The sequence below is a fragment of the Bacteroides clarus genome, assembly GCF_015555825.1.
GTDB classification, from domain to species: Bacteria; Bacteroidota; Bacteroidia; order Bacteroidales; family Bacteroidaceae; genus Bacteroides; species Bacteroides clarus.
Map to the genome: position 1 here is coordinate 1 of NZ_JADNLF010000016.1, position 26,489 is coordinate 26,489.

Genomic DNA, 26,489 nt, shown 5'->3' on the forward strand with positions numbered 1-26,489 from the left:
TCCGAACAGAGAAGTTAAGCTCAGTCACGCCGATGGTACTGCGTAACAGTGGGAGAGTAGGTAGTCGCCGTTTTTTTAGAGAAGCCCCCGTATCGATAGAAAGATACGGGGGCTTTATTGTTTTTGTCCCTTTGGGAACTTTCCTTTACCTCATTCTATTCCTTTGATGAAGGGAATATTACAATGATTAAAAGTCTTTAAAACCAGGTAATTATCCCATTGTTTTATATCTCTGTTTCATTCTTTTTTTGTACCTTTACTTCATATTAAAAGGTATGATAAAACCTTTAATCAATGAACATTTTTATTGGTTGACAAAAGAAAACAGCTATTTGGTGAAACTAAATGCAATCAGTTTATGTTTATTATGTAGATTTGTTGAACGACATGAAAACAACTGTAAAGACATTTTGGATTAGCATGCTACTGATACTCACTTGCAGTATTAGTGGAAAAGCTGTTGACTTTGCCCAAATCGGTGTAAAGTCTGCTGAAGCATGTAAAACTTCTGCTACGTTGTCTTCATGTTCATCGACCTCATCTAAAAAAATTAAACAGGAAAACTCAAGATTTGCGGATATCAGCTATTCATGGACAACAGATGTTGAGTTGGGTACCAAGCCTATTTCTGAAATTTACTCTTCTCACCAGCAGCGTATACGCAGAGTGATAGAAGATAATATATTCCTTAGAAACATATTCCTGATATTGTCCAACCATGAGAACTTGCTTGTACATGGTCGGAGCAAACAATACTTTTCGGACAAAGACCCGTACTATGCTGTGACGGGTAGTGATTACTACATCTACACGCTTCGGCGGATTTTGATTTAGCCACTGACTTCCCTTTCTAATTTCCCCCTTTTTCTTCCTTTTTCACTTGTGAAGGGAAGTAAGAGTAGGTGACCTGTGTGCGCATATGTGCTGACTGAGGTTGCAAGGATGAATTACGCCCTATTGGTCCGTAAGAGGGAAGTTATACCCCTACGCTTTATTCTCAAAATCAATTTTAATACCAACAATTAAACTTTTAATCATGGAAACAACTCAAAAAAAAGCAGCCTCTTTTAAAGGCATCAAGTCCGCCGGTTGGGTAATCGTAATTTGCTTTATCATCGCCGTGCTTATTTTTAATTTTGTTCTTGGAAATCCTTCCAACTTCATGAACAATGACCCGAACAACCATCCGTTACCCGGAAACTTCCTGGGCACTATATATAAAGGTGGCTTTATTGTTCCGGTGATTCAAACTCTCTTGCTTACCGTTATTGCTTTGAGCATCGAACGCTACATTGCTATTCGCGCCGCCTTCGGTAAAGGCTCTCTGGTGAAGTTTGTTGCTAATATTAAAGCTGCTTTGGCGGCTGGCGATATGAAAAAGGCCCAGGAAATCTGCGATACGCAACGTGGTTCCGTAGCCAATGTAGTAAACGCTACTTTAAAGAAGTATGCCGAAATGGAGAATGACACGGAGATGGCTAAAGACCAAAAATTGCTTGCCATCCAGAAAGAGCTGGAAGAAGCTACCGCATTGGAGTTGCCGATGATGGAACAAAACCTGCCGATTATCGGTACTATCACCACTTTGGGTACATTGATGGGATTGCTGGGTACGGTTATCGGTATGATCCGTTCGTTTGCCGCTTTGGCTGCCGGAGGCAGTGCAGACTCTATGGCATTGTCACAAGGTATTTCCGAGGCGTTGATTAATACAGCTTTCGGTATCTTGACCGGTGCTTTGGCGGTTATCTCTTATAACTATTATACCAATAAGATTGATAAGTTGACTTACAGCCTTGATGAGGTTGGCTTCTCTATTGTGCAGACTTTTGCCGCTACGCATAAATAAATTGGGATGTGAGATTTCTCAATTATTAATTCTCAATTTCTAATTTGAAAATTATGGGTAGAGCAAAAATAAAAAAGAAAAGTACGTTCATCGACATGACGGCCATGAGTGACGTAACCGTATTGTTGCTTACTTTCTTCATGCTGACTTCTACGTTTGTGAAGAAAGAGCCGGTACAGGTAACCACTCCGGCATCCGTTTCCGAGATTAAGATACCGGAAACGAATGTTCTCCAAATATTGGTCGATCCGAACGGAAAAGTATTTATGAGCCTGGACAAGCAGTCCGACTTGCGCAATGTGCTGGAAGCTATGGGGCAAGAATACGGGGTGACTTTTACTCCCGAGGAAACGAAAAAGTTTATGCTGGCATCCACTTTCGGCGTGCCGATGAAGAGCATGAAGCAATTCCTCAATTTGCCGCAAGACCGGCAGGACGCTGTGTTAAAGAATGAGGGAATACCTACCGACAGTATCGACAATCAGTTCAAAGCCTGGGTGCGTAATGCCCGTGCCACGAATTCCGATTTGCGTATTGCCATCAAGGCGGATGCCAACACTCCTTATTCCGTAATCAAGAATGTTATGAACTCACTTCAGGATCTTAGAGAGAACCGGTATAACCTGATTACTTCCCTAAAGACCACATCTGAAGACTAACGAAAGGAAATATTATGGCCGAAATACAAGAAAACGGTAATAAGAAAGGTGGAAAAAGCAAGCAAAAGAAAATGACCGTACGGGTGGATTTCACGCCGATGGTGGATATGAATATGTTGCTGATTACTTTCTTCATGCTGTGTACTTCACTGAGCAAACCTCAGACAATGGAGATAAGCATGCCGAGCAATGACAAGAGCATCACCGAAGAACAGCAAAGTAAAGTGAAAGCGTCGCAGGCAATCACACTGTTACTGGGAGATGCCGATAAATTGTATTACTACGAAGGAGAGCCCGACTATAAAGACTATACTTCACTGAAGGAGACTTCCTATCAGGCTGACGGTCTGCGGGCTATGCTCTTGAAACGTAATAGGACTGCTGTAAATGAGGTGAACAAGCTGAAACAGCAGAAACTGGAACTTAAAATATCAGAGGATGATTTCCGTAAACAGCTTTCCGAGATAAAGAGCGGAAAAGACACGCCTACGGTTATCATCAAGGCTACCGATGCGGCCTCGTACAAGAATCTGATTGATGCCCTCGATGAAATGCAGATATGTAATATAGGCAAGTATGTGATAACGGACATTGCCGATGCCGACCGGTTCCTGATGAAGAACTATGAAAGCAAAGGCGAGCTGTCGCAGAATATCGCCGAATAGTAACACCTAAAAACAGAAGAATATGGCTAAAGTAGATTTAAGTTCTTTGGAATGGTGTGACCTTATATTCAACGGTAAGAATAAAGCGTACGGCGCCTATAAGATGCGTGAGAATTCTCCACGCCGTCACAACATAGCCGTGATACTGGTGATAGTGATAGCCTTGATAGGTTTCAGTATTCCCACCCTGATAAAGATGGCGACTCCGAAGCAAAAGGAAGTGATGACCGAGGTAACCACCCTGTCGCAGTTGGAAGAACCCGAAGTGAAACAGGAAGAGATGAAACGTGTAGAGCCTGTTGCTCCGCCACCGCCGGCTTTGAAGAGTTCCATCAAGTTCACGGCTCCTGTCATCAAGAAAGATGAAGAAGTGAGAGATGAAGATGAAATCAAGAGTCAGACCGAATTGACGGAGACGAAAGTCGCCATCTCCATTGCCGATGTGAAAGGCAATGACGAAGCCAACGGCAAGGATATCGCCGACTTGAAGCAGGTAGTGACACAAGCTCCCGTGGAAGAGGAGAAGGTTTTTGATATGGTAGAGCAGATGCCGACGTTCCCCGGTGGTGCCGGTGAGCTGATGAAATACATTGCCGATCATTTGAAGTATCCGACGATTGCGCAGGAAAACGGTGTGCAGGGACGGGTAATCTGCCAGTTTGTGGTAGGCAGTGACGGTAGCGTACGAGATGCCAAAGTTGTAAAGACCCTGGATCCCTACTGTGACAAAGAGGCTCTTCGCGTAATTATGTCGATGCCCAAATGGATACCCGGCAAGCAGAACGGTAAGGCGGTGTCTGTGAAATATACGGTTCCTATTGTCTTTAGGTTACAATAAATTGTGTGTTATGAAAACGGTGAAGCGACTTCAGCTTTCAGGCTTGATAGTAATGCTGGTTCTGGCCTCTGCCTGCCGGCAAAAGCCCAAGGACGGATTGACGGATACCTATACTTCCGGCGTCATAGCAATTGCCGCCGACGAGAGTTTCCGGCCGATTGTGCAGGAAGAGATAGACGTGTTCGAAGGTTTGTTCCCTCTGGCGGGGATTGTGCCCCGTTACGTGACGGAAGTGGAAGCCGTCAATCTTTTGCTTAAGGACAGTTTGCGGTTGGCAATAACCAGCCGCAGGCTGACTCCGGAGGAGATGAACTCCTTCAACAGCCGCAAGTTTTTCCCGCAAGAGATAAAGATTGCGACGGATGGACTGGCATTAATCACCAATCGGAGCAATCCGGATACCTTGATTAGCGTGAAGGATTTTCGCCGTATTCTTACCGGGGATGCCGGGCGGTGGAAGGATATTTATCCGTTGTCCCGCCTGGGAGATATTCGTCTGGTATTCGATAACAAGAATTCCAGTACCGTACGTTTTGCTGTGGACTCCATAGCCGGAGGAGCACCGCTTTCGAACCAAGTGAAGGCGCTGAAAACAAACAGGGAAGTCATAGACTACGTGGCGCGCACGCCGGATGCCATGGGTGTAATCGGAGTGAATTGGCTGAGCGACCGCAACGACAGTACGGGGCTTTCTTTCAGCAAGGAAGTGCGGGTGATGTCTGTCAGCGCTGCCGACAAGGCTACGCCGGCCGACAGTTACAAGCCTTACCAGGCATATCTGTTTTACGGCGATTATCCGCTGGCGCGCAGCATCTATGTTCTATTGAATGATCCGCGGAGCGCACTCCCGTGGGGTTTTGCTTCTTTCCTCGCTTCCGACCGGGGACAGCGGATTATATTGAAGTCGGGATTGGTACCCGCCACTCAACCGGTGCGTGTGGTAAACGTCAAAGATGAATAACTAAAATGAATGCTAACATGAAACGTAAATTATTATTTTGTATGGGAGCGCTGCTGTTATCCGGTACGCTTGCTGCACAAACGCCTGTACCCGAATGGCAGGCCGGGGTAGATAAAGTAAAAAGTCTGATAAAGACGAATCCCGAACAAGCGTCCGAAACGGCCGGAGAATTGCTGAAAGGGAAAAACAAGAAAAATGTGTCGCTGATTGTCTCTGTAGCCCGCGCCTATCTGGATGCCGGTAAGCCGGCAGAGGCGGAAAACTATCTGAAAGCAGCCAAAAAGGCGGATAGCAAGGATGCAAGCGTGTCCGTACTGGAAGGAGACATTGCGCTTGCCGGAAAGGATGTGGGACGTGCCTGCCAGCTTTACGAACAGGCCATTTACTTTAATCCCGATTGCAAGGAAGCTTATCTGAAATATGCCCGTGCCTATAAGTCGGCCAGTCCCTCGCAGGCTATCGACAAACTGCAACAGTTGAAATCACTGGCTCCGGACTATTTGGAAGCGGATAAAGAACTTGCCGGGGTGTATTATGCCACCAACCGTTTCGGCAAGGCGGCAGAAACCTATGCCAAGTTCATAGACACTCCTGTTGCTACGGAAGACGATATCTTGAAATATGCTTTTGCCCTGTTCCTGAACCATGATTTTGAGAAATCACTGGAAGTGGTTCGGAAAGGTTTGCAAAAGAACGGACGTCATGCGGCATTCAACCGTCTGGCCATGTACAACTATACCGACTTGAAACGTTATGATGAAGCGGAGCAAGCTGCCAATGCTTTTTTTAACGCTTCGGACAATGCCGACTATTCGTACTTGGACTACCGATACTACGGAGCTTTGCTGAGCGCTCTAAAGAAGTACGACCAAGCCGTTGCGGAATATGGCAAGGCGCTTGAGAAGGATAGCGACCAGGTCGATATCTGGCGCGAAATAGCCGATGCGTACGAATTGAAGAATGACTATGCTCAGGCCATTACCGCCTATCAAAAGTATTATGACGCTTTAAGTCAAGATAAAAAGACGGCTGAGTCCCTGTTCCAGCTCGGACGTCTCTATTACGGCCAGGGCACATCTTCGGATACGCTCTCCGTTCGGCCTGCCGACCGTGCAACGGCATTGCAGGCTGCAGACTCTGTGTTTGCGCTGGTTGCCCGACAAGCTCCCGACAGCTATCTGGGTGATATGTGGCGCGCCCGTACCAATTCCGCCATGGACCCGGAGACTACCGAGGGGCTGGCAAAACCTTATTATGAAAAGGTGGCGGAAATGTTGCTGGCTAAGAATGAGCCGAGGTATAACTCTGCACTGATTGAGTGTTACAGCTATCTGGGATACTACTATCTGCTGAAGAGCGATTATCCGGTTTCAAAAGAGTATTGGAATAAAATTCTGGCTATCGACCCCACCAATGCCACAGCTAAAAAGGCGTTGGACGGCATCAAATAGCAATAATTTTAGTTGTTTGTCGTGTCGGGAGGAGTGGAGAGTGATTCTTAGCTCCTCTCATTTTTTATAGATATCCCCGTTCCTTGGGGTGATTTTGTGTTTGAGAAGGGGATAAAATGAAAAAAGACCGCCGGATTGACGATCTTCTTTAGTTGCGGAGGCCTGACTCGAACAGACGACCTTTGGGTTATGAGCCCAACGAGCTACCAACTGCTCCACTCCGCGATGTTTTGTGGGTGCAAAGGTACGGCTTTTATTTGAATATGCAAATAAAAGCCGGATTATTTTTCATAAAAAATGCACTAATATACATAATAGGCTGATAAATAGTCCGATAAAATATAAAACATTTCTATTCGCCAATCGGCTTGACTGTTAATAAAATGTGCTTTTGTTTGTGATATATGCGGAAATATCTTACTTTTGCACAAATTATTAAGCAATGTGCAATTAGTCTATGGCCGTATCGAAGACAAAAGCTAAATTAGTGGATGTAGCCCGTCAGTTGTTTGCTAAAATGGGTGTTGAGAATACCACGATGAATGATATTGCCCTCGCTTCTAAAAAAGGTAGGAGAACGCTTTATACCTATTTTAAGAGCAAGGAAGATATCTATATGGCTGTTGTCGAATCGGAACTGGATATGCTTTCGGATATGATGAAGCGTGTGGCGGAGAAGAACATATCGCCGGACGAGAAGATGATTGAGATGATATACACACGTCTGGACGCAGTGAAAGAGGTGGTATTCCGCAACGGCACGCTTCGGGCCAATTTCTTTCGCGACATTTGGCGGGTAGAGAAAGTGCGCAAGCGGTTTGATGCCAAGGAGATACTGCTGTTTAAGGATGTATTGCGCGAAGGAGTGGAGAAAGGCGTGTTCAGAATAGACGATATCGACATGACCGCCGAGCTGGTGCATTATTGTGTAAAAGGGATTGAAGTGCCCTATATCCGCGGCCATATCGGCGCAAAGCTGGATGACGAGACCCGCGACAAATACGTTGTGAACCTTGTGTTTGGCGCACTGCATAGAACATAAAAACATTTAATCAATAATTTAAAAACAGTATGGGATTATTAGACGGAAAAACAGCCATTGTAACCGGAGCCGCTCGCGGCATTGGTAAGGCCATCGCTTTAAAGTTCGCTCAAGAAGGAGCTAATATAGCATTCACCGATTTGGTGATTGACGAAAATGCTGAAGCTACGGCAAAAGAAATCGAAACGTTGGGCGTAAAAGCCAAAGCGTATGCTTCCAATGCGGCAAGCTTTGAAGATACCGCTAAAGTGGTAGAGGCTATCCATGCAGACTTCGGTCGCATCGATATTCTGGTAAACAACGCAGGTATCACCCGTGACGGTTTGATGATGCGCATGACCGAACAGCAATGGGATATGGTTATCAACGTGAACCTGAAATCGGCTTTCAACTTCATTCACGCTTGTACTCCGATTATGATGCGCCAGAAAGCCGGCAGCATTATCAATATGGCTTCTGTTGTAGGTGTTCACGGCAATGCAGGCCAGGCCAACTACTCTGCTTCCAAGGCCGGTATGATTGCATTGGCGAAATCCATCGCACAAGAACTGGGTTCTCGCGGCATCCGTGCCAACGCCATCGCTCCGGGCTTCATTATGACGGCCATGACAGATGCCCTGTCCGAAGAAGTAAAGGCCGAATGGTGCAAGAAGATACCTTTGCGTCGCGGCGGTACACCCGAAGACGTTGCCAACATTGCTACCTTCCTGGCTTCTGATATGTCTTCTTATGTATCAGGACAGGTAATTCAGGTAGACGGTGGTATGAATATGTAACATCCAAATCACTGAATAGATGACTGTCGTATACGAGGACAATCATATCATTATAGTAAACAAGACCGCTTCCGAGATAGTTCAGGGAGACAAAACGGGCGATACGCCGCTTTCGGAGACCGTAAAGCTGTATCTCAAGGAGAAATACCAAAAGCCCGGCAATGTCTTTATCGGTGTCACGCACCGTCTGGACCGCCCCGTAAGCGGTCTTGTTATTTTTGCCAAAACCAGTAAGGCGCTTACCCGTCTGAACGAGATGTTCAAGAACAGCGAGGTGAAGAAAACCTATTGGGCAGTGGTGAAGAACCAGCCTCGGGAGCAAGAAGGCGAGCTGGTGAACTATTTGGTACGTAATGAGAAGCAAAACAAGAGTTATGCCTACGATAAGGAAGTGCCGAACAGCAAGAAAGCGATTTTGCATTATCGGCTCATAGCCAAGTCACAAAACTACTGTTTATTGGAGATAGACCTGAAAACGGGGCGGCATCACCAGATACGCTGCCAGTTGGCAAAGATGGGGTGTCCCATTAAAGGGGATTTGAAATACGGCTCTCCCCGTTCCAACCCTGACGGAAGCATCTGTCTGCATGCGCGCTTTGTGCGCTTTGTACATCCGGTGTCCAAGGAACTGATAGAGGTGGAAGCCCCTGTTCCTGCCGGTAATCTGTGGAATGGCTTTGAAATGATTTGATAATCTGTTAATAACAAATTCAATGAAAAAGATTCTGATTCTTTCGGGACTGTCCCTGTTTGCGGCGCTCGCAGTCCGGGCGCAGGATAAAGTGACCGAATACAATGTACGTCCTGCCGTTGCGGTGCGTACTCCCATTCAAGGTGACAGCATCAACTTTACAGGAGAGAAATTCACGGTCGATGACCTGCTGAAGACCGACATCAGCCTTGACTTCGACGGGCGTCCTTACGAACGCATGGCGGCGGATACCGCAGGGTATGTACGTGTGGAGAAAGCGGATAAAGATAATCTGTTTTATCTGTTTGCCACCAACCTGCGTGCGGAACGCTTTATGAAAGGAAAGCTGAATATTTATTCTCCCGCACGTTTTGAGGTGTTTGTGAATGGCGTTTCCAAACAATCCAAGACGACTGCGGAAGATAGCTTGTCGCAGGTTTCCCCTTCGGTACTTGGCTTACGTCTGGAGCCGGAAGCGGATTATGAGATAGTCGTTAAATTGTTGTCGACGGCTGCCGATAAGGCCGTTCCCGCATTGAAGTGCGAGTTTGAGAAGGATAAGGAGTTTACCGATGTCGGCTATCGGATTGCACCCGATTTGAAAAGGCGTTTCGCGTTGCACAATACGGCTTTCGGAAGCCGCGTGCGTTCGGTCAGTCTTTCTCCGAACGGCAAGTTTCTGCTTACCTGCTATGCGGATAACTATTCGTTGAAGCGCTCAAGGACACGTAGTGAGTTGACCGAACTGAAGACGGGCAGGGTGATACTGCCCGCTGCCGATGAGAAAATGCGCTGGATGCCCCGCAGCAATAAGCTTTATTATACCGTAACCGGCAGGCAACGGAATGATTTGGTTGTGTTCGACCCGGTTACCATGCGCGAGGAAGTGTTGCTGAAAGATGTTCCCGAAGGATATTTTGCATGGTCGCCCGCGGAAGATTATCTTATCTACTCTCCCGATGATAAGGGGGAAACGGTCAGCGGTCCTTTGAAACGGCTGCTGCATCCCGACGACCGTATTCCCGATGCGCGTTCCCGCAACTATCTCGTTAAGTACGATCCTGCCACAGGTCTTTCCGAACGACTCACTTATGGCAGCCATGCCGTCTATCTGAATGATATATCTTCTGACGGCAGGAAGCTCTTATGCTCCACTTCTAAATCGAATATCACTCAATGTCCTTTCTCCCTCACTTCCATCTTCGAGGTGGATTTGGCTACGTTGCGGGCAGATACGCTGGTGACATGGAATTCTTATGTCAACAGGGCGGCTTACTCTCCCGACGGCGGACAGCTTCTGGTAATAGGCAGTCCGATGGCTTTTGACGGAATAGGGAAGAATTGCGGCGGGCATCCTGTCGCCAATGATTTCGATACCCAGGCGTTCATTATGGACAAAGCCACGAAAAAGGTCAGTCCTATCACACGCGATTTTAATCCCACCGTCGACTTCTTGCAGTGGAACCGTGTAGACGGCTGTATTTACTTCAATACAACGGACGAAGATTGCAGACATGTCTACCGCTATACTCCGAAGACGGACAGTTTTGAAATGCTGCCGCTGCAGGAAGATGTGATTTCTTCCTTCGACCTGGCGGAATACAATCCTGCGGTTGCCGCCTATGTCGGCGGTGGAAATACCAGTGTGGGAGTTGCCTATACGTACGATGTGAAGAAGAAAACGTCTGTCTTGCTTGCCAACCCGATGAAACCCGTTTTGGATAAGATAGATATGGGTGCCATGAAGGAATGGAACTTCACGGCGGAAGACGGTACGGAGATTAAAGGTATGATATGCCTGCCGCCGGATTTCGACCCGGATAGGAAATATCCGCTTATCGTCTATTACTACGGCGGGACTACACCTACCACACGCGGCATCACTTCGCCTTATTGTGCGCAACTGTTCGCGTCACGCGATTATGTGGTTTATGTTATCCAGCCCAGTGGGGCTATCGGTTACGGTCAGGAATTCTCCGCCCGCCATGTCAATGCGTGGGGGGAACGTACCGCTGACGAAATTATCGAGGGAACGAAGAAGTTCTGCGCCGCTCATCCGTTTGTCAACGATAAGCGTATCGGTTGTATCGGAGCGTCTTACGGCGGTTTCATGACGATGTACTTGCAGACAAAGACGGATTTGTTCGCCGCTGCCGTTTCGCATGCGGGCATCAGTAACATCACCAGTTATTGGGGCGAGGGCTATTGGGGCTATTCCTATAACTCCGTTGCCGCTGCCGGGAGCTATCCGTGGAATAATCCCGACCTGTTTACAAAACACGGGGCCTTGTTCAATGCGGATAAAATCAAGACCCCGCTGCTGTTGCTGCACGGTACGGTCGATACGAATGTGCCTGTCGGCGAAAGCATCCAGTTGTACAATGCATTGAAGATATTGGGCAAGCCGGTAGAGTTTATAACGGTGGATGGCGAGAACCACTTCATCAGTGATTATCCCAAGCGCGAGCTGTGGCACAACTCTATCATGGCATGGTTTGCACGTTGGTTGCAGGACAGTCCGGCATGGTGGAATGACCTTTACCCGGAAAGGCATTGGTAAATGAAAGGTAACAAAAAAGCCGTTTCCCGGAATAGACAAGGAGGAAACGGCTTTTTTGTTGTTAGTGCGCTTACTATTATTCGGCCACTTCAAGTTGTGCTTGGGATGCTCTTGGCCATTTGCATCTGTGCTCAGGCCAAGAACGATCCGTCACAAACAAACATAAACAGGGCTGCTACTAATACTAATCTTTTTGTTTTTCATTTACTTTAATAGGTTTATATTCGGTTCAGTCTTAGTTTAGGTAGATTTTGCTTTAATACTGCTGTGGATTGGATATCCACGTGAAATGTACGTCAAATGATGTGCCAGAATTGATAAGGAAATGCTAAGATGCTGGTAATTAGTACGCTAATTTGACCGTGACAGAATGCCGCATCGTAGAAATGTGTGGATTTGTGTGGAAAGTGTGGAACGTGGTGTGGAGTTTTTCCACAATTACAGCTCTATGCCGTATAGCTTAAGTTTGTTGTAGAGCGTTTTCCGGTCTATGCCGAGCAGTTGTGCGGCGCGGCTTTTGTTGTAGCCTGTCTGTTTCAAGGCTTCGATGATTTGCTGCTTTTCTGCTTCTTCGTTACGGAGCGGCATGCCTGCGGACGGAGTGACCTGATTTTGCAGTTCGCTAAGCTCATTCAAGGTAATGAATTTGTCTTGAGCAAGAAGAGTGGCGCGGCGGACGATATTCTTCATCTGGCGCAGATTGCCCGGCCATTGGTACTCCAATAAGGCTTTGGATGCTTTTTCGTCAAAGCCGATGAGGTGCTTGTCCAGTTCACGGTTGGCCTGGTCTAAGAAGAAGTTTGCAAAGAGAAGGATGTCCTCGCGACGGTCTTTCAATTGCGGCATACGCAGGGTAAATTCATTGATACGGTGGTAGAGGTCTTCGCGGAATGTACCTTTCTCGATGGCTTGTTCCAGATTCTCATTGGTGGCGGATACTAAGCGCACGTCTACCTGTATCTCCTTGTTAGAGCCGATGGGACGTATCTTACGTTCTTGCAGGGCGCGAAGCAATTGTATCTGTACCTCGTAGCTGAGGTTGCCTATTTCGTCCAGAAAGATGGTACCGCCGTTGGCTGCGGCGAATGCGCCGGTCTTGTCGGTCAGCGCACCGGTAAAGGAACCTTTTACGTGACCGAAGAATTCGGAAGCGGCCAGCTCTTTGGGGATGGCTCCGCAGTCAATGGCTATGAACGGCTGCCTGGCGCGGCGGCTCAACTTATGGATGCGTTGCGCCACATACTCCTTACCTGTTCCGCTGGCTCCGTTGATGAGGACGGACATATTGGTGGGAGAAACCAGATTTACATAGTTATAAAGTTGTTTGGCGGCATCGCTTTCGCCCTCCAGGTAGTCGGAAGATGCGTCCACCGTGCTGTCGGCGGCAAATGCTTTATCTGTCCCGGATGAATGCGCCGCCTGTTGAGGTGCGGCGGACGAGGGCTTCAGGGCTTCATCCATTTTCTTCAATAATTCATCGGGATTTACGGGCTTTGCGATGTAGTCGCATGCGCCCAGCTTTATGGCTTGTACGGCGGACTGTATGTCGGCATAGCCCGTCATGATGATAAGAGGTATATGCAAGGAATGTTCCCCCAACCATTTCAGCAAGTCTATGCCGTCACGGTCGGGCAGGCGCAAGTCGGACAGTATCAAGTCTACTGTCTCGGCTTCGATATGCTTCTGGGCACGGGATATGCTGCTGACCGAACTGACCTGGAAACCTTTCTTGCCGAGCCACGTTTTCAACATCATACCGTAAGTGATGTCATCTTCTACGATTAATATGGATTTCATCCCTTCTGCTTTTTATCTCTTTTATGATGCAAAGGTAAATCGTTTTGTTCGATTTTAGTATATTTGCAGACTTAAATTAAACAAAAAGACAGATGAAAAGAAATCTCATAGTATTATTAACCATACTGGTTTGCGGTCTGACGGCCTGCAAACCGGGACAAAAGAAAGACGGAAATATGGAAAAAGAAACGAAATTGAAGATTGAAACAAGTGCGGGTGACATCATCGTGAAACTGTATAACGAGACGCCGAAGCATCGCGATAACTTTATCAAGCTGGCCGAGGACGGTACTTATGAGGGTACTCTGTTTCACCGTGTCATCAAGGACTTCATGATACAGGCGGGCGACCCCGAATCGAAGAATGCCCCGAAAGGCAAGATGCTGGGAGCGGGTGATGTGGGATACACGGTTCCTGCGGAGTTTGTCTATCCTAAATACTTCCATAAGAAAGGTGCGCTGTCTGCCGCCCGTCAGGGAGACAACGTGAACCCGAAGAAGGAATCGTCCGGTTGCCAGTTCTATATCGTGACCGGAAAGGTGTATAACGACTCTACGCTTCTCGGCATGGAACATCAGATGAATCAGGCGCGTTTGAACAATGCTTTCAATGCTTTGGCGCAGAAGCACATGAAAGAAATCTACAAGATGCGTAAGGACGGCGACCAGGAAGGTTTGATGAACCTGCAGGATACGCTTATCGCGCAGGCTGAGGCTCAGGTGGCTGATGAACCGGAATTCCGTTTCACGCCGGAACAGGTGAAGGCCTATACCACTGTCGGCGGTACACCGCATCTGGACGGTGAATATACCGTATTCGGCGAAGTGGTTGAGGGCATGGATATCGTAGATAAGATTCAACAAGTAAAGACAGACCGCAGTGACCGTCCGGAAGAGGATGTGAAGATTGAAAAGGTGACTGTGATCGATTAACGAATGAAAATAAATAAGCATTGTTTCCCCAATGGCCTGCGACTGGTGCACTACGAGGATACCAGTACGCAAATGGTGGCGCTGAACATCGTTTATGATGTCGGCGCACGCGACGAGCATCCCGAACATACCGGCTTTGCCCATTTGTTCGAGCATCTGATGTTCGGCGGTTCGGTGCATATTCCCGATTATGATACGCCTTTGCAATTGGCGGGGGGAGAAAATAATGCCTGGACGAATAACGATATTACCAATTATTACCTGACCGTTCCGAAACCGAACGTAGAGACAGCCTTTTGGCTGGAGTCCGACAGGATGCTGGAACTGGCTTTCAGCGAGCAAAGCCTTGACGTACAGCGCGGCGTGGTGATGGAAGAGTTTAAGCAACGCTGTCTCAACCAGCCGTATGGTGATGTGGGGCATTTGTTCCGCCCGTTGGCGTTCCGGGTGCATCCGTACCGCTGGCCTACTATCGGCAAAGAACTCTCCCACATAGAGCAGGCCACGCTGGACGAAGTGAAGAACTTCTTCTACCGCTTCTACGCCCCGAATAATGCCGTACTGGCAGTGACGGGGAACATTTCATGGGATGAAACCGTCAGGCTCACCGAGAAATGGTTTGCGCCCATTCCCCGGCGGGATGTTCCGGCGCGGCAATTGCCGCAGGAACCGGAGCAAACGCGGGAACGCAGGCTGACGGTGGAAAGAAACGTGCCGCTGGATGCCTTGTTCATGGGCTATCACATGTGCAGTCGTGAGAGCGCGGATTATTACGCATTCGATATCCTGTCCGATATTCTCAGCAACGGACGCTCCAGCCGTTTGAACCGCCGTCTGGTGCAGGAGCAGAACCTGTTTTCCGGTATCGACGCATACATCAGCGGTACGCGTGATGCGGGGCTGTTGCAAATCAGCGGTAAGCCTGCGGCAGGCGTGTCGTTGGAACAGGCGGAAGCCGCTGTCCGTAAGGAATTGGAAGAGTTGCGGCAATCTCCGGCAGGCGAACAGGAACTGGAGAAAGTCAAGAATAAGTTTGAATCTACCCAGATATTCGGCAATATCAATTACCTGAACGTAGCCACAAATCTTGCCTGGTTTGAGCTGACGGGAAAGGCGGAAGATATTGACCTTGAAGTAGAGCGTTATCGCTCCGTTACGACGGAGCAACTGCACACTGTGGCGCAGCATACTTTCTGCGAGAACAATACCGTAGTATTATATTATAAGAGTGATAAACAATATTAAAAGGGAACAGTGAGGATGTGCGGAACATCTGTCTGACAGACTGTGGATTTCGTCCGATGAAACAAATTTTAGATAATAAGATGATGAATTTGATAGCCGGCTATAAACAGCATTATAAAGCGTTGATATTTCTGGGACTTCCCATTGTTATCGGGCAGGTGGGCGTAATTGTTCTCGGTTTCGCGGATACCCTGATGATTGGGCATCACAGTACCGAGGAACTGGGTGCGGCTTCTTTCGTAAACAACGTATTTACACTTTGCATCATTTTCAGTACCGGTTTCAGCTACGGACTGACGCCTATTGTAGGCAGTCTTTACGGCAACCGCCGTTTTGCGGAAGCGGGGCAGGCGTTGCGGTGCAGTTTGGTGGCGAATGTCCTGGTGGCTTTGCTTCTTACTTTCATCATGACGGCGGTCTACTTCAATGTGGAGCGTTTGGGGCAGCCCGAGGAACTGATGCCTTTGATAAAACCTTATTATCTGGTATTGCTCGCTTCGCTGGTTTTCGTGATGCTGTTCAATGGTTTCAAGCAGTTTACGGACGGTATCACCGACACCAAGACCGCCATGTGGATACTGCTGGGCGGAAACGCGCTGAACATCATAGGTAATTATATTCTTATCAACGGTAAGCTGGGCTTTCCGGAGTTGGGTTTGCTGGGAGCAGGTATCAGTACGCTGTTCTCGCGTATTATGATGGTCGTGGTTTTCGCGCTGATTGTACTTCGCGGTCGTCGCTTCATTCGTTACCGGCTTGGGTTTTCCCGCATGGGGTGGTCGCTTCCGGTGTTTAAGCGGCTCAATGCGTTGGGCTGGCCTGTCGGCTTGCAGATGGGAATGGAGACGGCTTCTTTCAGCCTTAGCGCCATTATGGTGGGTTGGCTGGGTACCATCGCTTTGGCATCCCATCAGATAATGCTGACCATTTCGCAATTCACTTTCATGATGTACTACGGTATGGGGGCTGCGGTAGCGGTGCGTGTCAGTAATTTTAAGGGGCAGGGCGATATGGAGAATGTACGCCGTTCCACATTTGCGGGCTTCCACCTGATAATGGCTATGGAAGTGGTGCTTATGAGCATTGTTTTTGTGATGCGCGGACAGGTGGGCGGTTGGTTCACGGATAGCGCCGAGGCTTCGGCGCTGGTGGCGTCCTTGTTCTTTCCCTTCCTGATTTATCAGTTTGGCGACGGATTGCAAATCAACTTTGCCAATGCGCTGCGAGGCATATCGGATGTAAAGCCGATGATGATTATTGCATTTATTTCTTATTTTATTATATCTTTGCCCGTAGGATATTTTTGCGGTTTCGTGCTGGGCTGGGGATTGGTCGGTGTCTGGATGGCTTTCCCGTTCGGACTGACCAGCGCCGGACTGATGCTGTGGCTGCGCTTCCGCTATAAAACGGGAACGAGATGATAAAAGAGGCGGTACTCGCTGTCCTGTCACTCTATCACCTTTTTATCACCTATTATGAATAGCGTATCGAAAGTAAAGATAGCTGTCGGATACACTCTGTTGTTAGGAGTGTTGCTTTTTTCCCTGTTCTTCGTGCATAGGGAAATGGAGAATCTTATGCTTTCCGATAATCAGGATGTGCAGTGGACGGACAGTCTCATCACGCTTCTCAGGGAGAAGGACGCGAACACCATTTACATGTTGCGTGTGCTGAGCGAAACGAGCGACAGTATGGTTTCTACCCGGGAGATAGAGAGCATCATCGCTACCCGGCAGGATTCGGTCGTTACCAACCGGCGGGTGCAGCGCCGTATCATTACGCATCGCGACACGGTGGTTACCAAGCCCAAGAAGAAAGGCTTCTTCCGTCGTTTGGGAGAGGTGTTCGTTCCGCCTAAAAAAGATACTGCCATACAGGTAAAGACTTCCCTCGAATATGCTACGGATACGGTGATTGATGTCTACAATCCGGTGGACTCCCTGCAAGAAAAGCTGCGTGCCGTGGCGCAGCAGAAGAAAGAGAATAATGCCATTGTACAACGCCGCAGGCGCACTTTGCAGCGCATGGACAGGATGCTGACCGCCCGTATCGACAGTCTGTTGAAAGGTTATGAACAGGAAACCTTGCAGCGCGCCCGCGAAGAGGCGGAGTATCAGCAATCCGTGCGCCATCACTCCATTAAGATAATCAGCGGTATCGCGGCCGGCGCTGTGTTGCTTTCCGCCTTTTTCCTGATAATCATCGGGCGTGACATTACGCGCAGCAACCGTTATCGCCGCGAATTGGAAGAAGCCCGCCGCCGTGCCGAAGACTTGCTGGCTACGCGGGAAAAGATGATGCTTGCCATTACCCACGACTTTAAGGCGCCGCTCGGCTCCATCATGGGCTATGCCGACCTGCTCTCCCGTCTGACGGTGGACGAACGGCAGCGCTTCTATCTGGATAACATGAAAACCTCATCGGAACATCTGCTGAAACTGGTTGTCGATTTGCTTGATTTTCATCGGCTCGACCTTCATAAGGCCGAGATAAACCGGGTTACTTTCCATCCCGCCCGTCTGCTGGAAGAAATCCATGTCAGCTTCGAACCGCTGACTTCCGCCAAGGGACTGGGCTTACATTGCGATATTGCTCCCGAGTTGGAGAGCACGTATATCAGCGACCCGCTCCGGTTGCGCCAGATTATCAATAACCTGCTTTCCAATGCCGTGAAGTTTACGGACGAGGGCGGCATAACGATAACGGCACGTTACGAGAACCGCCGGCTGGTCGTTGCCATAGCCGATACAGGCAAAGGTATGGAACCTGCCGACAGGGAACGGATTTTTCAGGAGTTCACCCGTCTGCCCGGTGCGCAGGGCAAAGAAGGCTTCGGGCTCGGATTGTCCATTGTGCGCATGCTTGTACAGTTGCTGGAAGGAACGATTGATGTGGACAGTGTACCGGGTAAGGGAAGCACGTTTACATTACGTATCCCTTTGTTCCCCGTGAGGGTATCGGAGAATGCCGGCGGGAAGCGTCAGGAGACGGAAACCGAAGCTTCTGCCGCTCTTTCCGGAGAAATATCCGTTCCTTCACAACGCTCGCTTCGCGTACTTCTGATTGATGATGACCGTATTCAGCTTACGCTCACCGCGGCCATGCTCCAACATAGCGGTATCGCTTCGGTGTCGTGCATGCAATTGGATGAATTGCTGGATGCCCTGCGTTCCGATACCTTCGATGTACTGCTTACCGATGTACAGATGCCTGCCATAAACGGCTTCGACCTGCTGAAACTGCTGCGGGCGTCGAACCTTCCTCAAGCTCAGACCATTCCTGTGATAGCCGTTACAGCCCGTAGCGACATGAAACGGGAGGAGATTAAGGAACACGGTTTTGCCGGTTGTTTGCACAAACCGTTTACGGTAGCGGAGCTTTTCCGGGAACTGAATGCGGAGGGTATCGGACAAGAGCCTGTTCCTGCCCCGCAATGTGAAGAAGCGGTTGCGGCTGAGGCTTCATCTCCGGAGCTTCCTTATAATTTCTCGGCGCTTACCGCTTTCTCCGGTGATGATCCGGAAGCGGCAAAGTCCATTCTTGAGAGTTTCGTCACTGAAACCCGTCTCAATGCCGAACGTTTGCGGCAGGCGGTGGATGCGGCGGACATGGACGGGGTGGCTGCCGTATCGCACAAAATGATTCCTCTCTTTACGCTGATTGGCGCTACGGAACTGGTGTCGGAACTTAAGATACTGGAAAGCCTGCGCGGCGCTCCCTTCACTGCCGAACAGGGACAGCGCGCGCTCCGTTCGCTTGCCCTTATCGAGGATATTGTTCGTTTACCGGCACAGACCGATTTGGGTAAGCGGTCGATATAAGTGGTCATAAACACTGGTGTGGCACAGTATTTTTATTCTTTAGGAACTTTATCTCGAAATTAATTGTTTACTTTGTACAACTTTTAATAGATGACAGTTTGACGTTCCAATGAGAAGAAAATGGTTAAAGGGAGCACTTTGGGTGCTGCTCACTCCTATTATCCTATTTGTAATATTGATGATATTGCTGTATGTGCCGCCCGTGCAGAATTTTATACGGAAACAGGCTACGGCGATAGCGTCGGATGCTACGGGCATGAATATTTCCGTAGAACGGATTGACCTTCGTTTTCCCTTGAATCTGCTTGTGCGTGGCGTACAGGTGGTGCAGTCGGAGAACGACGCCGTCGATATGCAACATCCCGATACCCTGCTGAACCTTGGAAGCCTGAACGTGCGCGTACAGGCGTGGCCTTTGTTGCAGGGCAGGGTAGAGGTGGACGATATTACCTTGCAGCAGGTAGCCGTAAACTCTTCCACCTTGCTGGAAGGTATGCACATCAAAGGAACGCTCGGACGGTTCTTCCTCGAGAGCCACGGCATCGACCTGAAAAAAGAGAATGCCGTGCTGAATAGCGTGGAGTTGAGTAATACCCATGTGCAAGTAATACTTGCCGATACTGCCGAGGCTCCGAAAGATACTGTTGAAACCGCCTTGAACTGGCGGATAGCGTTGCACAATCTGAAACTGAAGAATGTTTCGGTGGATTTGCAGATGCCGCTCGACTCCATGACGTTGGCTGCCAATATAGGAGATGCAAGCATAGAAGATGCCAATGCCGACCTCAAACGTCAGTTCTACGGTTGGCGTAAGTTCGCGCTTACGGGTACTGCCGTAAATTACGATTCGGGTACAGCCGCTCCCGTCGAGGGTTTTGACGCTTCGCATATCGCGTTGCGCGACATCCGTATCGGCATAGATTCGGTGATGTCCTGCGGCCGCGACATGAACGCCGTTATCCGCGAGTTCTCCATGTACGACCGTTCGGGACTGACTGTAACTTCTCTGACCGGACGCCTGTTTGCCGATTCAACCCTTATCCGCGTGCCCCATTTGCAACTTACGACCCCGCATAGTGAAATGAACCTGACGGCTCAGACCTATTGGAAACTTGTCGATATACCTACTACCGGACGTCTGTCCGCCCGCTTTAATGCCAATATCGGCAAACAGGATGTACTGCTCTTTGCAGGCGGATTGCCCGAAACCTTTAAAGAGGCTTATCCTTTCCGGCCGCTGGTGATTCATGCCGGTACGGAAGGGAACTTGAAGCAAATGCAGATTTCACGTTTCACCGCTGAATTGCCGGGCGCTTTCTCGTTGAGCGGCGGCGGTGAGTTGTGGAACCTTACGGACAGCTTGAGGCGTAGCGGAGAGCTTGATTTTGAAATGCAGACGCAAGACCTTAATTTCCTGACCGGACTTACCGGGGTAACTCCCGACGGTTCTATCGTTGTGCCCGACAGTATGAATCTCGTGGCGCGTCTCGGTCTTGACGGGCCGCAATGCAACGCGTTTCTGAAAGTAAAGGAAGGCAAAGGCAGTCTGGATTTGGATGCCGCCTACAACTTGTCTACCGAGGCCTATCATGCAGACCTCGCCATAGATGCTTTGCAACTCCATCATTTCCTGCCTAAAGACTCTGTTTATACACTTACGGCCCATGTTTCCGCCAAAGGCCAGGGAGTGGATATCGCTTCTCATAAGACAATGGCGCGCATAGAGGCCAAGCTGGCGGAATTGCAGTATGCCCGTTGGAATATATCGGGCGTGGATTTGAACGCGGGTTTGAAGTCATCGGTGGCTTCAGTGCGACTGACGAGTGATAATGAGTTATTGAAGATGCAGTCCGAGGCCGACTTACGCCTCGACCGCAAATACATGGACGGCAAGCTGAATATGAATGTCGAGGAGCTGGACTTATATAAACTGGGCGTTGCCCCCAAGCCTTTGGAACATTCGGTTGCGTTTAATCTGGGTGCGGAAGCGCGCCACGATTCCATTAAGTTGCGGATGGATGCCGGCGATATGGACTTGCAGTTCCGTGCCCGCAGCACTTTGAAGGAGCTGTTGGAACAATCGGACGAGTTCGTCGCCATTCTTATGAAGCAGATAGATGAAAGGCGGCTGGACCATGCGGCTTTGCGTCGGGTGTTACCTTCGGCAGGCATGCAGCTGACGGCGGGACAGTCTAATCCGGTCAGCTATTTCCTGAAAACAAAAGATGTGACGTTCAATGACTTTACCCTTCGTTTCGGTACCACGCCGACGCGGGGCATCAACGGGCGGACTGCTGTGCATGGATTGCGTGTGGACTCGTTGCAACTCGATACGATTTTCTTTACCGTGAAGCAGGATACCTCCCGGATGATGTTGCAAAGCGGGGTGATTAACGGGCCGAAGAACCCGCAGTTTGTGTTCCGGAGTACGCTGACAGGCGAGATTCGGAGTGAAGACGCCGAACTGACCGTAAATTATGTGGACGGTGAGGGGCAGACAGGAGTGCTGTTCGGTATAAATGCCCGCCCGCTGACCGAAGGACACGGCAAAGGCAACGGAGTATTGCTGAATCTGACACCTGCCGAACCGGTTATCGCATACCGTAAGTTCCATTTCGTGGATAACAGTAACTGGATATATCTGCATAAGAATATGCGTGTCTATGCCAATATCGATATGGATAGCGACAACGGCTTATGTTTCCGTATGCAGTCGGACAAGAACGACAGTATCTCGTTGCAGAATATGAACGTGGAATTAAGCCGCTTCCAGTTGGGAGAATTAAGCGAAGTGCTTCCTTATATGCCCCGACTGACCGGTTTGTTCTCCGCCGAAGCGCAGTATATACAGACTCCTACTTCCTTACAAGTGTCCGCCGAAGCCAGCATCAATGAACTGACTTACGAGCGGCAACATGTAGGAGACATCGGTATGGGCGCCACATGGCTGCCGGGAGATAAAGGCGCTACGCATTATCTGAATACGTATTTCAGTTACGACAATCAGGAAGTGCTGACCGCAGACGGTATACTGACGCAAAAGAATGGCAGGGATACGCTGGAAGTGACCACCTCTTTTGAGCATTTCCCGATGAAGATTGCCAATGCCTTTATTCCCGACCAAATGGTTTCCTTCACCGGCGACCTTGACGGCGGAATGTATATCTACGGACCGTTGGAGAAACCCAAGATGCACGGAGATGTTACACTGGACAGCGTATCGGTATATGCGCGTCAGGCAGGAGCCCGCTACTGGTTCGACGACCGCCCCGTACAGATTAAGGACAATCAACTGATATTCGATAAGTTCGCTATCTATACCACCAGTAAGAATCCGTTCACCATTAACGGTAAGGTGGATTTCCGTAATCTGGAACGCCCTACGGCGGATTTGAAATTGCTGGCAGAGAACTATACGCTGCTGGATGCGCCGCGTACCCGCGAAAGTCTCATTTACGGCAAGGTATTTGTCGATTTGAACGCAACGGTACGAGGGCCTTTGGATGCCTTGACCATGCGCGGCAATATGAATCTGTTGGGAAATACGGATGTGACCTATGTGCTCACCGACTCGCCGCTGACGGTGGAAGACCGTCTTGAAGGCCTGGTTACCTTTACTTCCTTTGCGGACACGACCTCGGTGAGTGCGGATGAGGCCCCTGCCATGTCTTTGGGCGGTATGGATATGATTATGTCCGTGCATATAGACAATGCCGTACGCCTTCGTGCCGATTTGAGCCCCGACCGCAGTAAGTTTATAGAGTTGGAAGGCGGTGGGGATTTGAATATGCAATACACTCCGCAAGGCGATATAAGCCTTACCGGACGCTATACGCTTTCGGGCGGAATCATGAAGTATTCGCTTCCTATCATTCCGTTGAAGGAATTCCAGATTAACAACGGAAGTTATGTGGACTGGCGCGGCGACCCGATGAACCCGACATTGAACCTGAAAGCGACGGAGCGTATGCGCGCTTCGGTAGCCGACGGTGACGACGGCGGTTCGCGCGTGGTAAACTTCGATGTGTCCATAGCCATAAAGAACCGGCTTGACGCTCCCGAACTTATCTTCGATATAACGGCGCCGGATGACGCCGCCATCGAGAACGAGTTGCAGGCTATGGGTACTGAGGAGCGTAGCAAACAGGCCATTGCCATGCTGGCGACCGGTGTTTATATGAATAGCGGTGTCAAAGGTGGCGGATTCTCTATGGGTAGCGCTCTGAACAGCGTTATCCAAAGTCAGATCAACTCATTGGCAGGTTCGGCTTTCCAAAGCATTAATGCAAGTTTCACGATGGGTATGGAAGACCGTACGGCTGCCGAAACGGGAGATAAGCAAACGGATTATAGCTTCCGCTATTCGCAACGCCTTTTCAACGACCGTGTGCAGATTGTTATCGGCGGTAAAGTAACAACGGGCGCCAATGCCACGAATGATGCGGAATCGTTTATCGATAATATTTCGCTGGAGTACAGGTTGGATACGTCCGGTACGCGCTATGTCCGTGTGTTCTATGACAAGAACTACGAAAGCGTGCTCGACGGGGAAATAACGGAAACCGGAGTCGGTCTTGTGCTTCGCCGTAAGATGGACCGTCTGGGCGAACTCTTTATCTTCAGGAAAAAGAAGAAACAAACTGTAGAATGATATGAAACGACTGATATTATATATAGCGGGTATACTGTTTCTGGCAGGATGTTCCACAACCAAGCATTTGCCGGAAGGTGAAATCCTGTATACGGGACAAAAAACGATGATTGTCGAGAACCGTAGCAAGACTCCGGTAGGCGAAACCGCCATGGAAGAGGTGGAAGCTGCGCTGGCCACTGCTCCGAACAACTCTTTGCTGGGCAGTTCCAGTATCCGCATACCGTTCCCTGTGGGATTATGGATTTACAATGGATTTGTGAAATATGAGAAGGGGTTTGGAAAGTGGATATTCAACCGCTTTGCTGCAAAGCCGGTATTGATGTCGTCCGTCAATCCTGATATCAGGCAGAAGGCTGCTGCTAATCTGTTGCGGGACTACGGCTACTTCAACGGTACGGTCAGTTATAAGACGTTTGTAAATCCGAAAGATTCATTAAAGGCGAAGCTGCAATATACGGTGGACATGCGTAATCCTTATTTTATCGATACGGTCTACTACCACGGTTTCAGTGAACGTACGTCGCGCATTATGAATATGAGCCGCCGCCGTTCGCTCATCAGTCCGGGAGAACAGTTTAATGTGACCGACCTCGACGGAGAGCGTACTCGTATCAGTACTTTGCTGCGTAATGTAGGGTGCTATTATTTCCGTCCCGACTATCTGACTTATCAGGCTGATACGACTTTAGTGCCCGGCGGCCATGTCGTGATGCGTATGGTGCCTGCTCCCGGTATGCCTTCTGTCGCCGAAAAACCGTTTTATGTGGGCAGTAAAGCATTCCACCTCTATGGCAAGCATGGAGAGGCTCCTAACGACAGCATGGATTATAAGGGACTGCGCATCTATTATCATGATAAATTGCGGGTACGTCCCAACATGATTTACAGGTGGCTCAACTATCAGGCATATCGTCAGAAACGCCAGGTGCAGGACAGTACGGGTATCTCCCGCAGACGTTCCATGCAAAGCCTTTACAGTTTATATCGTCAGACCCGTGTGCAGGAGCGTTTGAATAATGTGGGCATCTTCCGCTATCTCGAAATGCAGTATACTCCGCGCGATACGACATTCGCGTGTGATACGCTGGATGTAAATATCCATGCGGCTCTCGACAAACCCTACGATGCCGAACTGGATTTCAACGTGAAGATGAAAAGTAATAACCAGACCGGACCGGGAGCTTCGTTCACCGTAACGAAAAACAACGTGTTTGGCGGCGGTGAGGCATGGAATGTGAAACTGGACGGTTCGTATGAGTGGCAGACAGGTAAAGACCGGTCTTCGTTGATGAACAGTTATGAGGTGGGATTGTCTACTTCGCTGATGTTCCCACGTGTGGTCTTTCCCCGTTTCGGCGATAAGGAGTACGACTTTCCGGCCACTACCACCTTCAAGTTGTACATCGACCAGTTGAACCGCGCCAAGTATTATAAACTGTTGGCGTTTGGTGGAAACGCTACGTATGATTTCCAGCCGAAGCGTACGACCAAACATAGTTTCACGCCGTTTAAACTTACGTTTAATGTGCTTCGTAACCCGACGGAAGCCTTTAAGGAATTGCAGGCGGAGAATCCTGCGCTCTACGTCAGTCTGCGCGACCAGTTTATCCCTGTCATGGAATATATGTACACGTATGATAACGCTTCTTTACAACGTGTGCGCAATCCCATTTGGTGGCAGACGACGGTAAGCTCGGCAGGTAATCTGACTTCGTGTATTTATCGTGTCTTCGGCAAACCGTTCAGCGAGAAGGATAAAAAACTGCTGGGTGTACCTTTTGCGCAGTTCCTGAAGGTTAACAGTGAATTCCGCTATCACTATAAGATAGATAAAAACCAGATGATTGCTTCACGCATTGCCGGAGGAGTGATATGGTCGTACGGAAATGCGCTGTCGGCTCCTTATACCGAGCAGTTCTATATCGGCGGCGCCAACAGCGTACGTGCTTTCTCCGCCCGCAGCATAGGCCCGGGCGGTTATGCTCCGGATAAGGAAAGTAAGTATTCTTTCATCAACCATGTGGGCGACATACGTATGGAAGCTAATGTTGAGTATCGTTTCCGTATCATCGGCGACTTGCATGGAGCGGTGTTCTTGGATGCCGGTAATGTGTGGCTGATGCGTAAGGATGATTCCCGCCCCGGTGGAGAACTTACTTTAAAGAACTTTGCCAAGCAGGTGGCTTTGGGTACGGGAGCGGGTTTGCGCTATGATATGGATTTTCTGGTGTTCCGTTTGGACTGCGGAGTAGGACTGCACGACCCGTATGATACCGGTAAGTCGGGATACTACAATATTCCTAAGTTCAAGGACAGTCTTGCTTTGCATTTCGCCATCGGTTATCCGTTCTAAGAGATTCTGCCGGCTTTGCAGACAATAGTGAATCGTATTTGCCCAAAAACGGACTCAATGCGGAAGTACCGGTCAATAAGGTGGAGTTTTGTACGATTATAGAAAAGAATGGACTAAAATCTCCCCTTTTCTGATATAAATTTTACTACTTTTGCATCTGTTATCAACCATGATACACTAACCTTTTTAAATAAT

18 protein-coding genes and 1 tRNA gene are annotated in these 26,489 nt (G+C 49.0%); 17 read left to right on the forward strand and 2 right to left on the reverse strand.

Annotation, left to right across the window (positions count from 1 at the left end; genetic code table 11):
• Nucleotides 1-387 precede the first annotated feature (387 nt).
• The 7 genes from I2F54_RS14785 to I2F54_RS14815 all read left to right on the forward strand — a co-directional run bounded on the left by I2F54_RS14785 (nucleotide 388) and on the right by I2F54_RS14815 (nucleotide 6,423).
• Nucleotides 388-834, forward strand: a complete 447-nt coding sequence (locus I2F54_RS14785; RefSeq protein WP_229028150.1) for a hypothetical protein — start codon at nucleotides 388-390, stop codon at nucleotides 832-834.
• 202 nt (nucleotides 835-1,036) lie between these two features.
• A complete protein-coding gene (locus I2F54_RS14790) occupies nucleotides 1,037-1,849 on the forward strand; it encodes a MotA/TolQ/ExbB proton channel family protein (RefSeq protein ID WP_009122832.1) in 813 nt (270 codons plus the stop codon).
• Between the two features lie 53 nt (nucleotides 1,850-1,902).
• The gene (locus I2F54_RS14795) at nucleotides 1,903-2,508 is read left to right on the forward strand and encodes an ExbD/TolR family protein (protein ID WP_009122833.1); all 606 of its coding nucleotides are present in this window, start codon (nucleotides 1,903-1,905) and stop codon (nucleotides 2,506-2,508) included.
• An 11-nt stretch (nucleotides 2,509-2,519) separates the two neighbouring features.
• On the forward strand, nucleotides 2,520-3,173 hold the full coding sequence (locus I2F54_RS14800; protein WP_087413363.1) for an ExbD/TolR family protein: 654 nt from the start codon (nucleotides 2,520-2,522) through the stop codon (nucleotides 3,171-3,173).
• Between the two features lie 22 nt (nucleotides 3,174-3,195).
• Nucleotides 3,196-4,011: an energy transducer TonB gene (locus tag I2F54_RS14805; RefSeq protein WP_009122835.1), complete on the forward strand. Its 816-nt coding sequence runs from the start codon at nucleotides 3,196-3,198 to the stop codon at nucleotides 4,009-4,011.
• A gap of 10 nt (nucleotides 4,012-4,021) precedes the next feature.
• Entirely contained in the window at nucleotides 4,022-4,972 is a 951-nt protein-coding gene (locus I2F54_RS14810; protein ID WP_087426618.1) for a PstS family phosphate ABC transporter substrate-binding protein, read from the forward strand.
• 5 nt (nucleotides 4,973-4,977) lie between these two features.
• Nucleotides 4,978-6,423: a tetratricopeptide repeat protein gene (locus I2F54_RS14815; RefSeq protein WP_118047005.1), complete on the forward strand. Its 1,446-nt coding sequence runs from the start codon at nucleotides 4,978-4,980 to the stop codon at nucleotides 6,421-6,423.
• 152 nt (nucleotides 6,424-6,575) lie between these two features.
• On the opposite strand, the gene I2F54_RS14820 is transcribed toward I2F54_RS14815, so the two are convergent.
• Nucleotides 6,576-6,648: transfer RNA gene (locus tag I2F54_RS14820), tRNA-Met, on the reverse strand.
• A gap of 232 nt (nucleotides 6,649-6,880) precedes the next feature.
• Here I2F54_RS14820 and I2F54_RS14825 point away from each other — a divergent pair.
• From I2F54_RS14825 to I2F54_RS14840, 4 genes are read left to right on the forward strand one after another with little or no spacing between them, the layout of a single operon-like run.
• The gene (locus I2F54_RS14825) at nucleotides 6,881-7,465 is read left to right on the forward strand and encodes a TetR/AcrR family transcriptional regulator (RefSeq protein WP_004288944.1); all 585 of its coding nucleotides are present in this window, start codon (nucleotides 6,881-6,883) and stop codon (nucleotides 7,463-7,465) included.
• 29 nt (nucleotides 7,466-7,494) lie between these two features.
• Nucleotides 7,495-8,241: a 3-oxoacyl-[acyl-carrier-protein] reductase gene (fabG, locus tag I2F54_RS14830; protein ID WP_005652328.1), complete on the forward strand. Its 747-nt coding sequence runs from the start codon at nucleotides 7,495-7,497 to the stop codon at nucleotides 8,239-8,241.
• Between the two features lie 19 nt (nucleotides 8,242-8,260).
• Complete coding sequence (locus I2F54_RS14835; RefSeq protein ID WP_022219444.1) at nucleotides 8,261-8,932, forward strand: RluA family pseudouridine synthase; 672 nt, start codon at nucleotides 8,261-8,263, stop codon at nucleotides 8,930-8,932.
• Nucleotides 8,933-8,954: 22 nt separating this feature from the next.
• Nucleotides 8,955-11,492, forward strand: coding sequence for a prolyl oligopeptidase family serine peptidase (locus I2F54_RS14840; RefSeq protein ID WP_195501672.1), 2,538 nt, complete (start codon nucleotides 8,955-8,957; stop codon nucleotides 11,490-11,492).
• 438 nt (nucleotides 11,493-11,930) lie between these two features.
• Here I2F54_RS14840 and I2F54_RS14850 read toward each other — a convergent pair whose 3' ends face one another.
• The gene (locus I2F54_RS14850; protein ID WP_118046999.1) at nucleotides 11,931-13,289 is read right to left on the reverse strand and encodes a sigma-54-dependent transcriptional regulator; all 1,359 of its coding nucleotides are present in this window, start codon (nucleotides 13,287-13,289) and stop codon (nucleotides 11,931-11,933) included.
• 92 nt (nucleotides 13,290-13,381) lie between these two features.
• Between I2F54_RS14850 and I2F54_RS14855 the strand changes: the two genes are divergently transcribed.
• From I2F54_RS14855 to tamL, 6 genes are all read left to right on the forward strand, one after another.
• Nucleotides 13,382-14,221, forward strand: coding sequence for a peptidylprolyl isomerase (locus I2F54_RS14855; protein ID WP_009122842.1), 840 nt, complete (start codon nucleotides 13,382-13,384; stop codon nucleotides 14,219-14,221).
• 3 nt (nucleotides 14,222-14,224) lie between these two features.
• The gene (locus I2F54_RS14860; protein WP_195501674.1) at nucleotides 14,225-15,466 is read left to right on the forward strand and encodes a M16 family metallopeptidase; all 1,242 of its coding nucleotides are present in this window, start codon (nucleotides 14,225-14,227) and stop codon (nucleotides 15,464-15,466) included.
• An 80-nt stretch (nucleotides 15,467-15,546) separates the two neighbouring features.
• Nucleotides 15,547-16,887 carry an MATE family efflux transporter gene (locus tag I2F54_RS14865; protein WP_195501676.1) on the forward strand — a complete coding sequence of 447 codons (1,341 nt, stop codon included), beginning with the start codon at nucleotides 15,547-15,549 and terminating at the stop codon, nucleotides 16,885-16,887.
• A 54-nt stretch (nucleotides 16,888-16,941) separates the two neighbouring features.
• Nucleotides 16,942-19,287 carry a hybrid sensor histidine kinase/response regulator gene (locus tag I2F54_RS14870; protein ID WP_195501678.1) on the forward strand — a complete coding sequence of 782 codons (2,346 nt, stop codon included), beginning with the start codon at nucleotides 16,942-16,944 and terminating at the stop codon, nucleotides 19,285-19,287.
• A gap of 109 nt (nucleotides 19,288-19,396) precedes the next feature.
• Nucleotides 19,397-23,938 (forward strand): translocation/assembly module TamB domain-containing protein, encoded by a 4,542-nt coding sequence (locus tag I2F54_RS14875; RefSeq protein ID WP_195501680.1) that lies wholly within the window; start codon nucleotides 19,397-19,399, stop codon nucleotides 23,936-23,938.
• A gap of 1 nt (nucleotide 23,939) precedes the next feature.
• The gene (gene tamL, locus I2F54_RS14880; RefSeq protein WP_009122847.1) at nucleotides 23,940-26,294 is read left to right on the forward strand and encodes a translocation and assembly module lipoprotein TamL; all 2,355 of its coding nucleotides are present in this window, start codon (nucleotides 23,940-23,942) and stop codon (nucleotides 26,292-26,294) included.
• Nucleotides 26,295-26,489 lie beyond the last annotated feature (195 nt).

Bases quoted from the DNA above. Each gene is read 5' to 3' on its own strand.
- I2F54_RS14785 (WP_229028150.1), top strand. From the start codon at position 388: ATGAAAACAACTGTAAAGACATTTTGGATTAGCATGCTACTGATACTC.
- I2F54_RS14790 (WP_009122832.1), top strand. From the start codon at position 1,037: ATGGAAACAACTCAAAAAAAAGCAGCCTCTTTTAAAGGCATCAAGTCC.
- I2F54_RS14795 (WP_009122833.1), top strand. From the start codon at position 1,903: ATGGGTAGAGCAAAAATAAAAAAGAAAAGTACGTTCATCGACATGACG.
- I2F54_RS14805 (WP_009122835.1), top strand. From the start codon at position 3,196: ATGGCTAAAGTAGATTTAAGTTCTTTGGAATGGTGTGACCTTATATTC.
- I2F54_RS14810 (WP_087426618.1), top strand. From the start codon at position 4,022: ATGAAAACGGTGAAGCGACTTCAGCTTTCAGGCTTGATAGTAATGCTG.
- I2F54_RS14815 (WP_118047005.1), top strand. From the start codon at position 4,978: ATGAATGCTAACATGAAACGTAAATTATTATTTTGTATGGGAGCGCTG.
- I2F54_RS14825 (WP_004288944.1), top strand. From the start codon at position 6,881: ATGGCCGTATCGAAGACAAAAGCTAAATTAGTGGATGTAGCCCGTCAG.
- fabG (WP_005652328.1), top strand. From the start codon at position 7,495: ATGGGATTATTAGACGGAAAAACAGCCATTGTAACCGGAGCCGCTCGC.
- I2F54_RS14835 (WP_022219444.1), top strand. From the start codon at position 8,261: ATGACTGTCGTATACGAGGACAATCATATCATTATAGTAAACAAGACC.
- I2F54_RS14840 (WP_195501672.1), top strand. From the start codon at position 8,955: ATGAAAAAGATTCTGATTCTTTCGGGACTGTCCCTGTTTGCGGCGCTC.
- I2F54_RS14850 (WP_118046999.1), bottom strand. From the start codon at position 13,289: ATGAAATCCATATTAATCGTAGAAGATGACATCACTTACGGTATGATG.
- I2F54_RS14855 (WP_009122842.1), top strand. From the start codon at position 13,382: ATGAAAAGAAATCTCATAGTATTATTAACCATACTGGTTTGCGGTCTG.
- I2F54_RS14860 (WP_195501674.1), top strand. From the start codon at position 14,225: ATGAAAATAAATAAGCATTGTTTCCCCAATGGCCTGCGACTGGTGCAC.
- I2F54_RS14865 (WP_195501676.1), top strand. From the start codon at position 15,547: ATGATGAATTTGATAGCCGGCTATAAACAGCATTATAAAGCGTTGATA.
- I2F54_RS14870 (WP_195501678.1), top strand. From the start codon at position 16,942: ATGAATAGCGTATCGAAAGTAAAGATAGCTGTCGGATACACTCTGTTG.
- I2F54_RS14875 (WP_195501680.1), top strand. From the start codon at position 19,397: ATGAGAAGAAAATGGTTAAAGGGAGCACTTTGGGTGCTGCTCACTCCT.
- tamL (WP_009122847.1), top strand. From the start codon at position 23,940: ATGAAACGACTGATATTATATATAGCGGGTATACTGTTTCTGGCAGGA.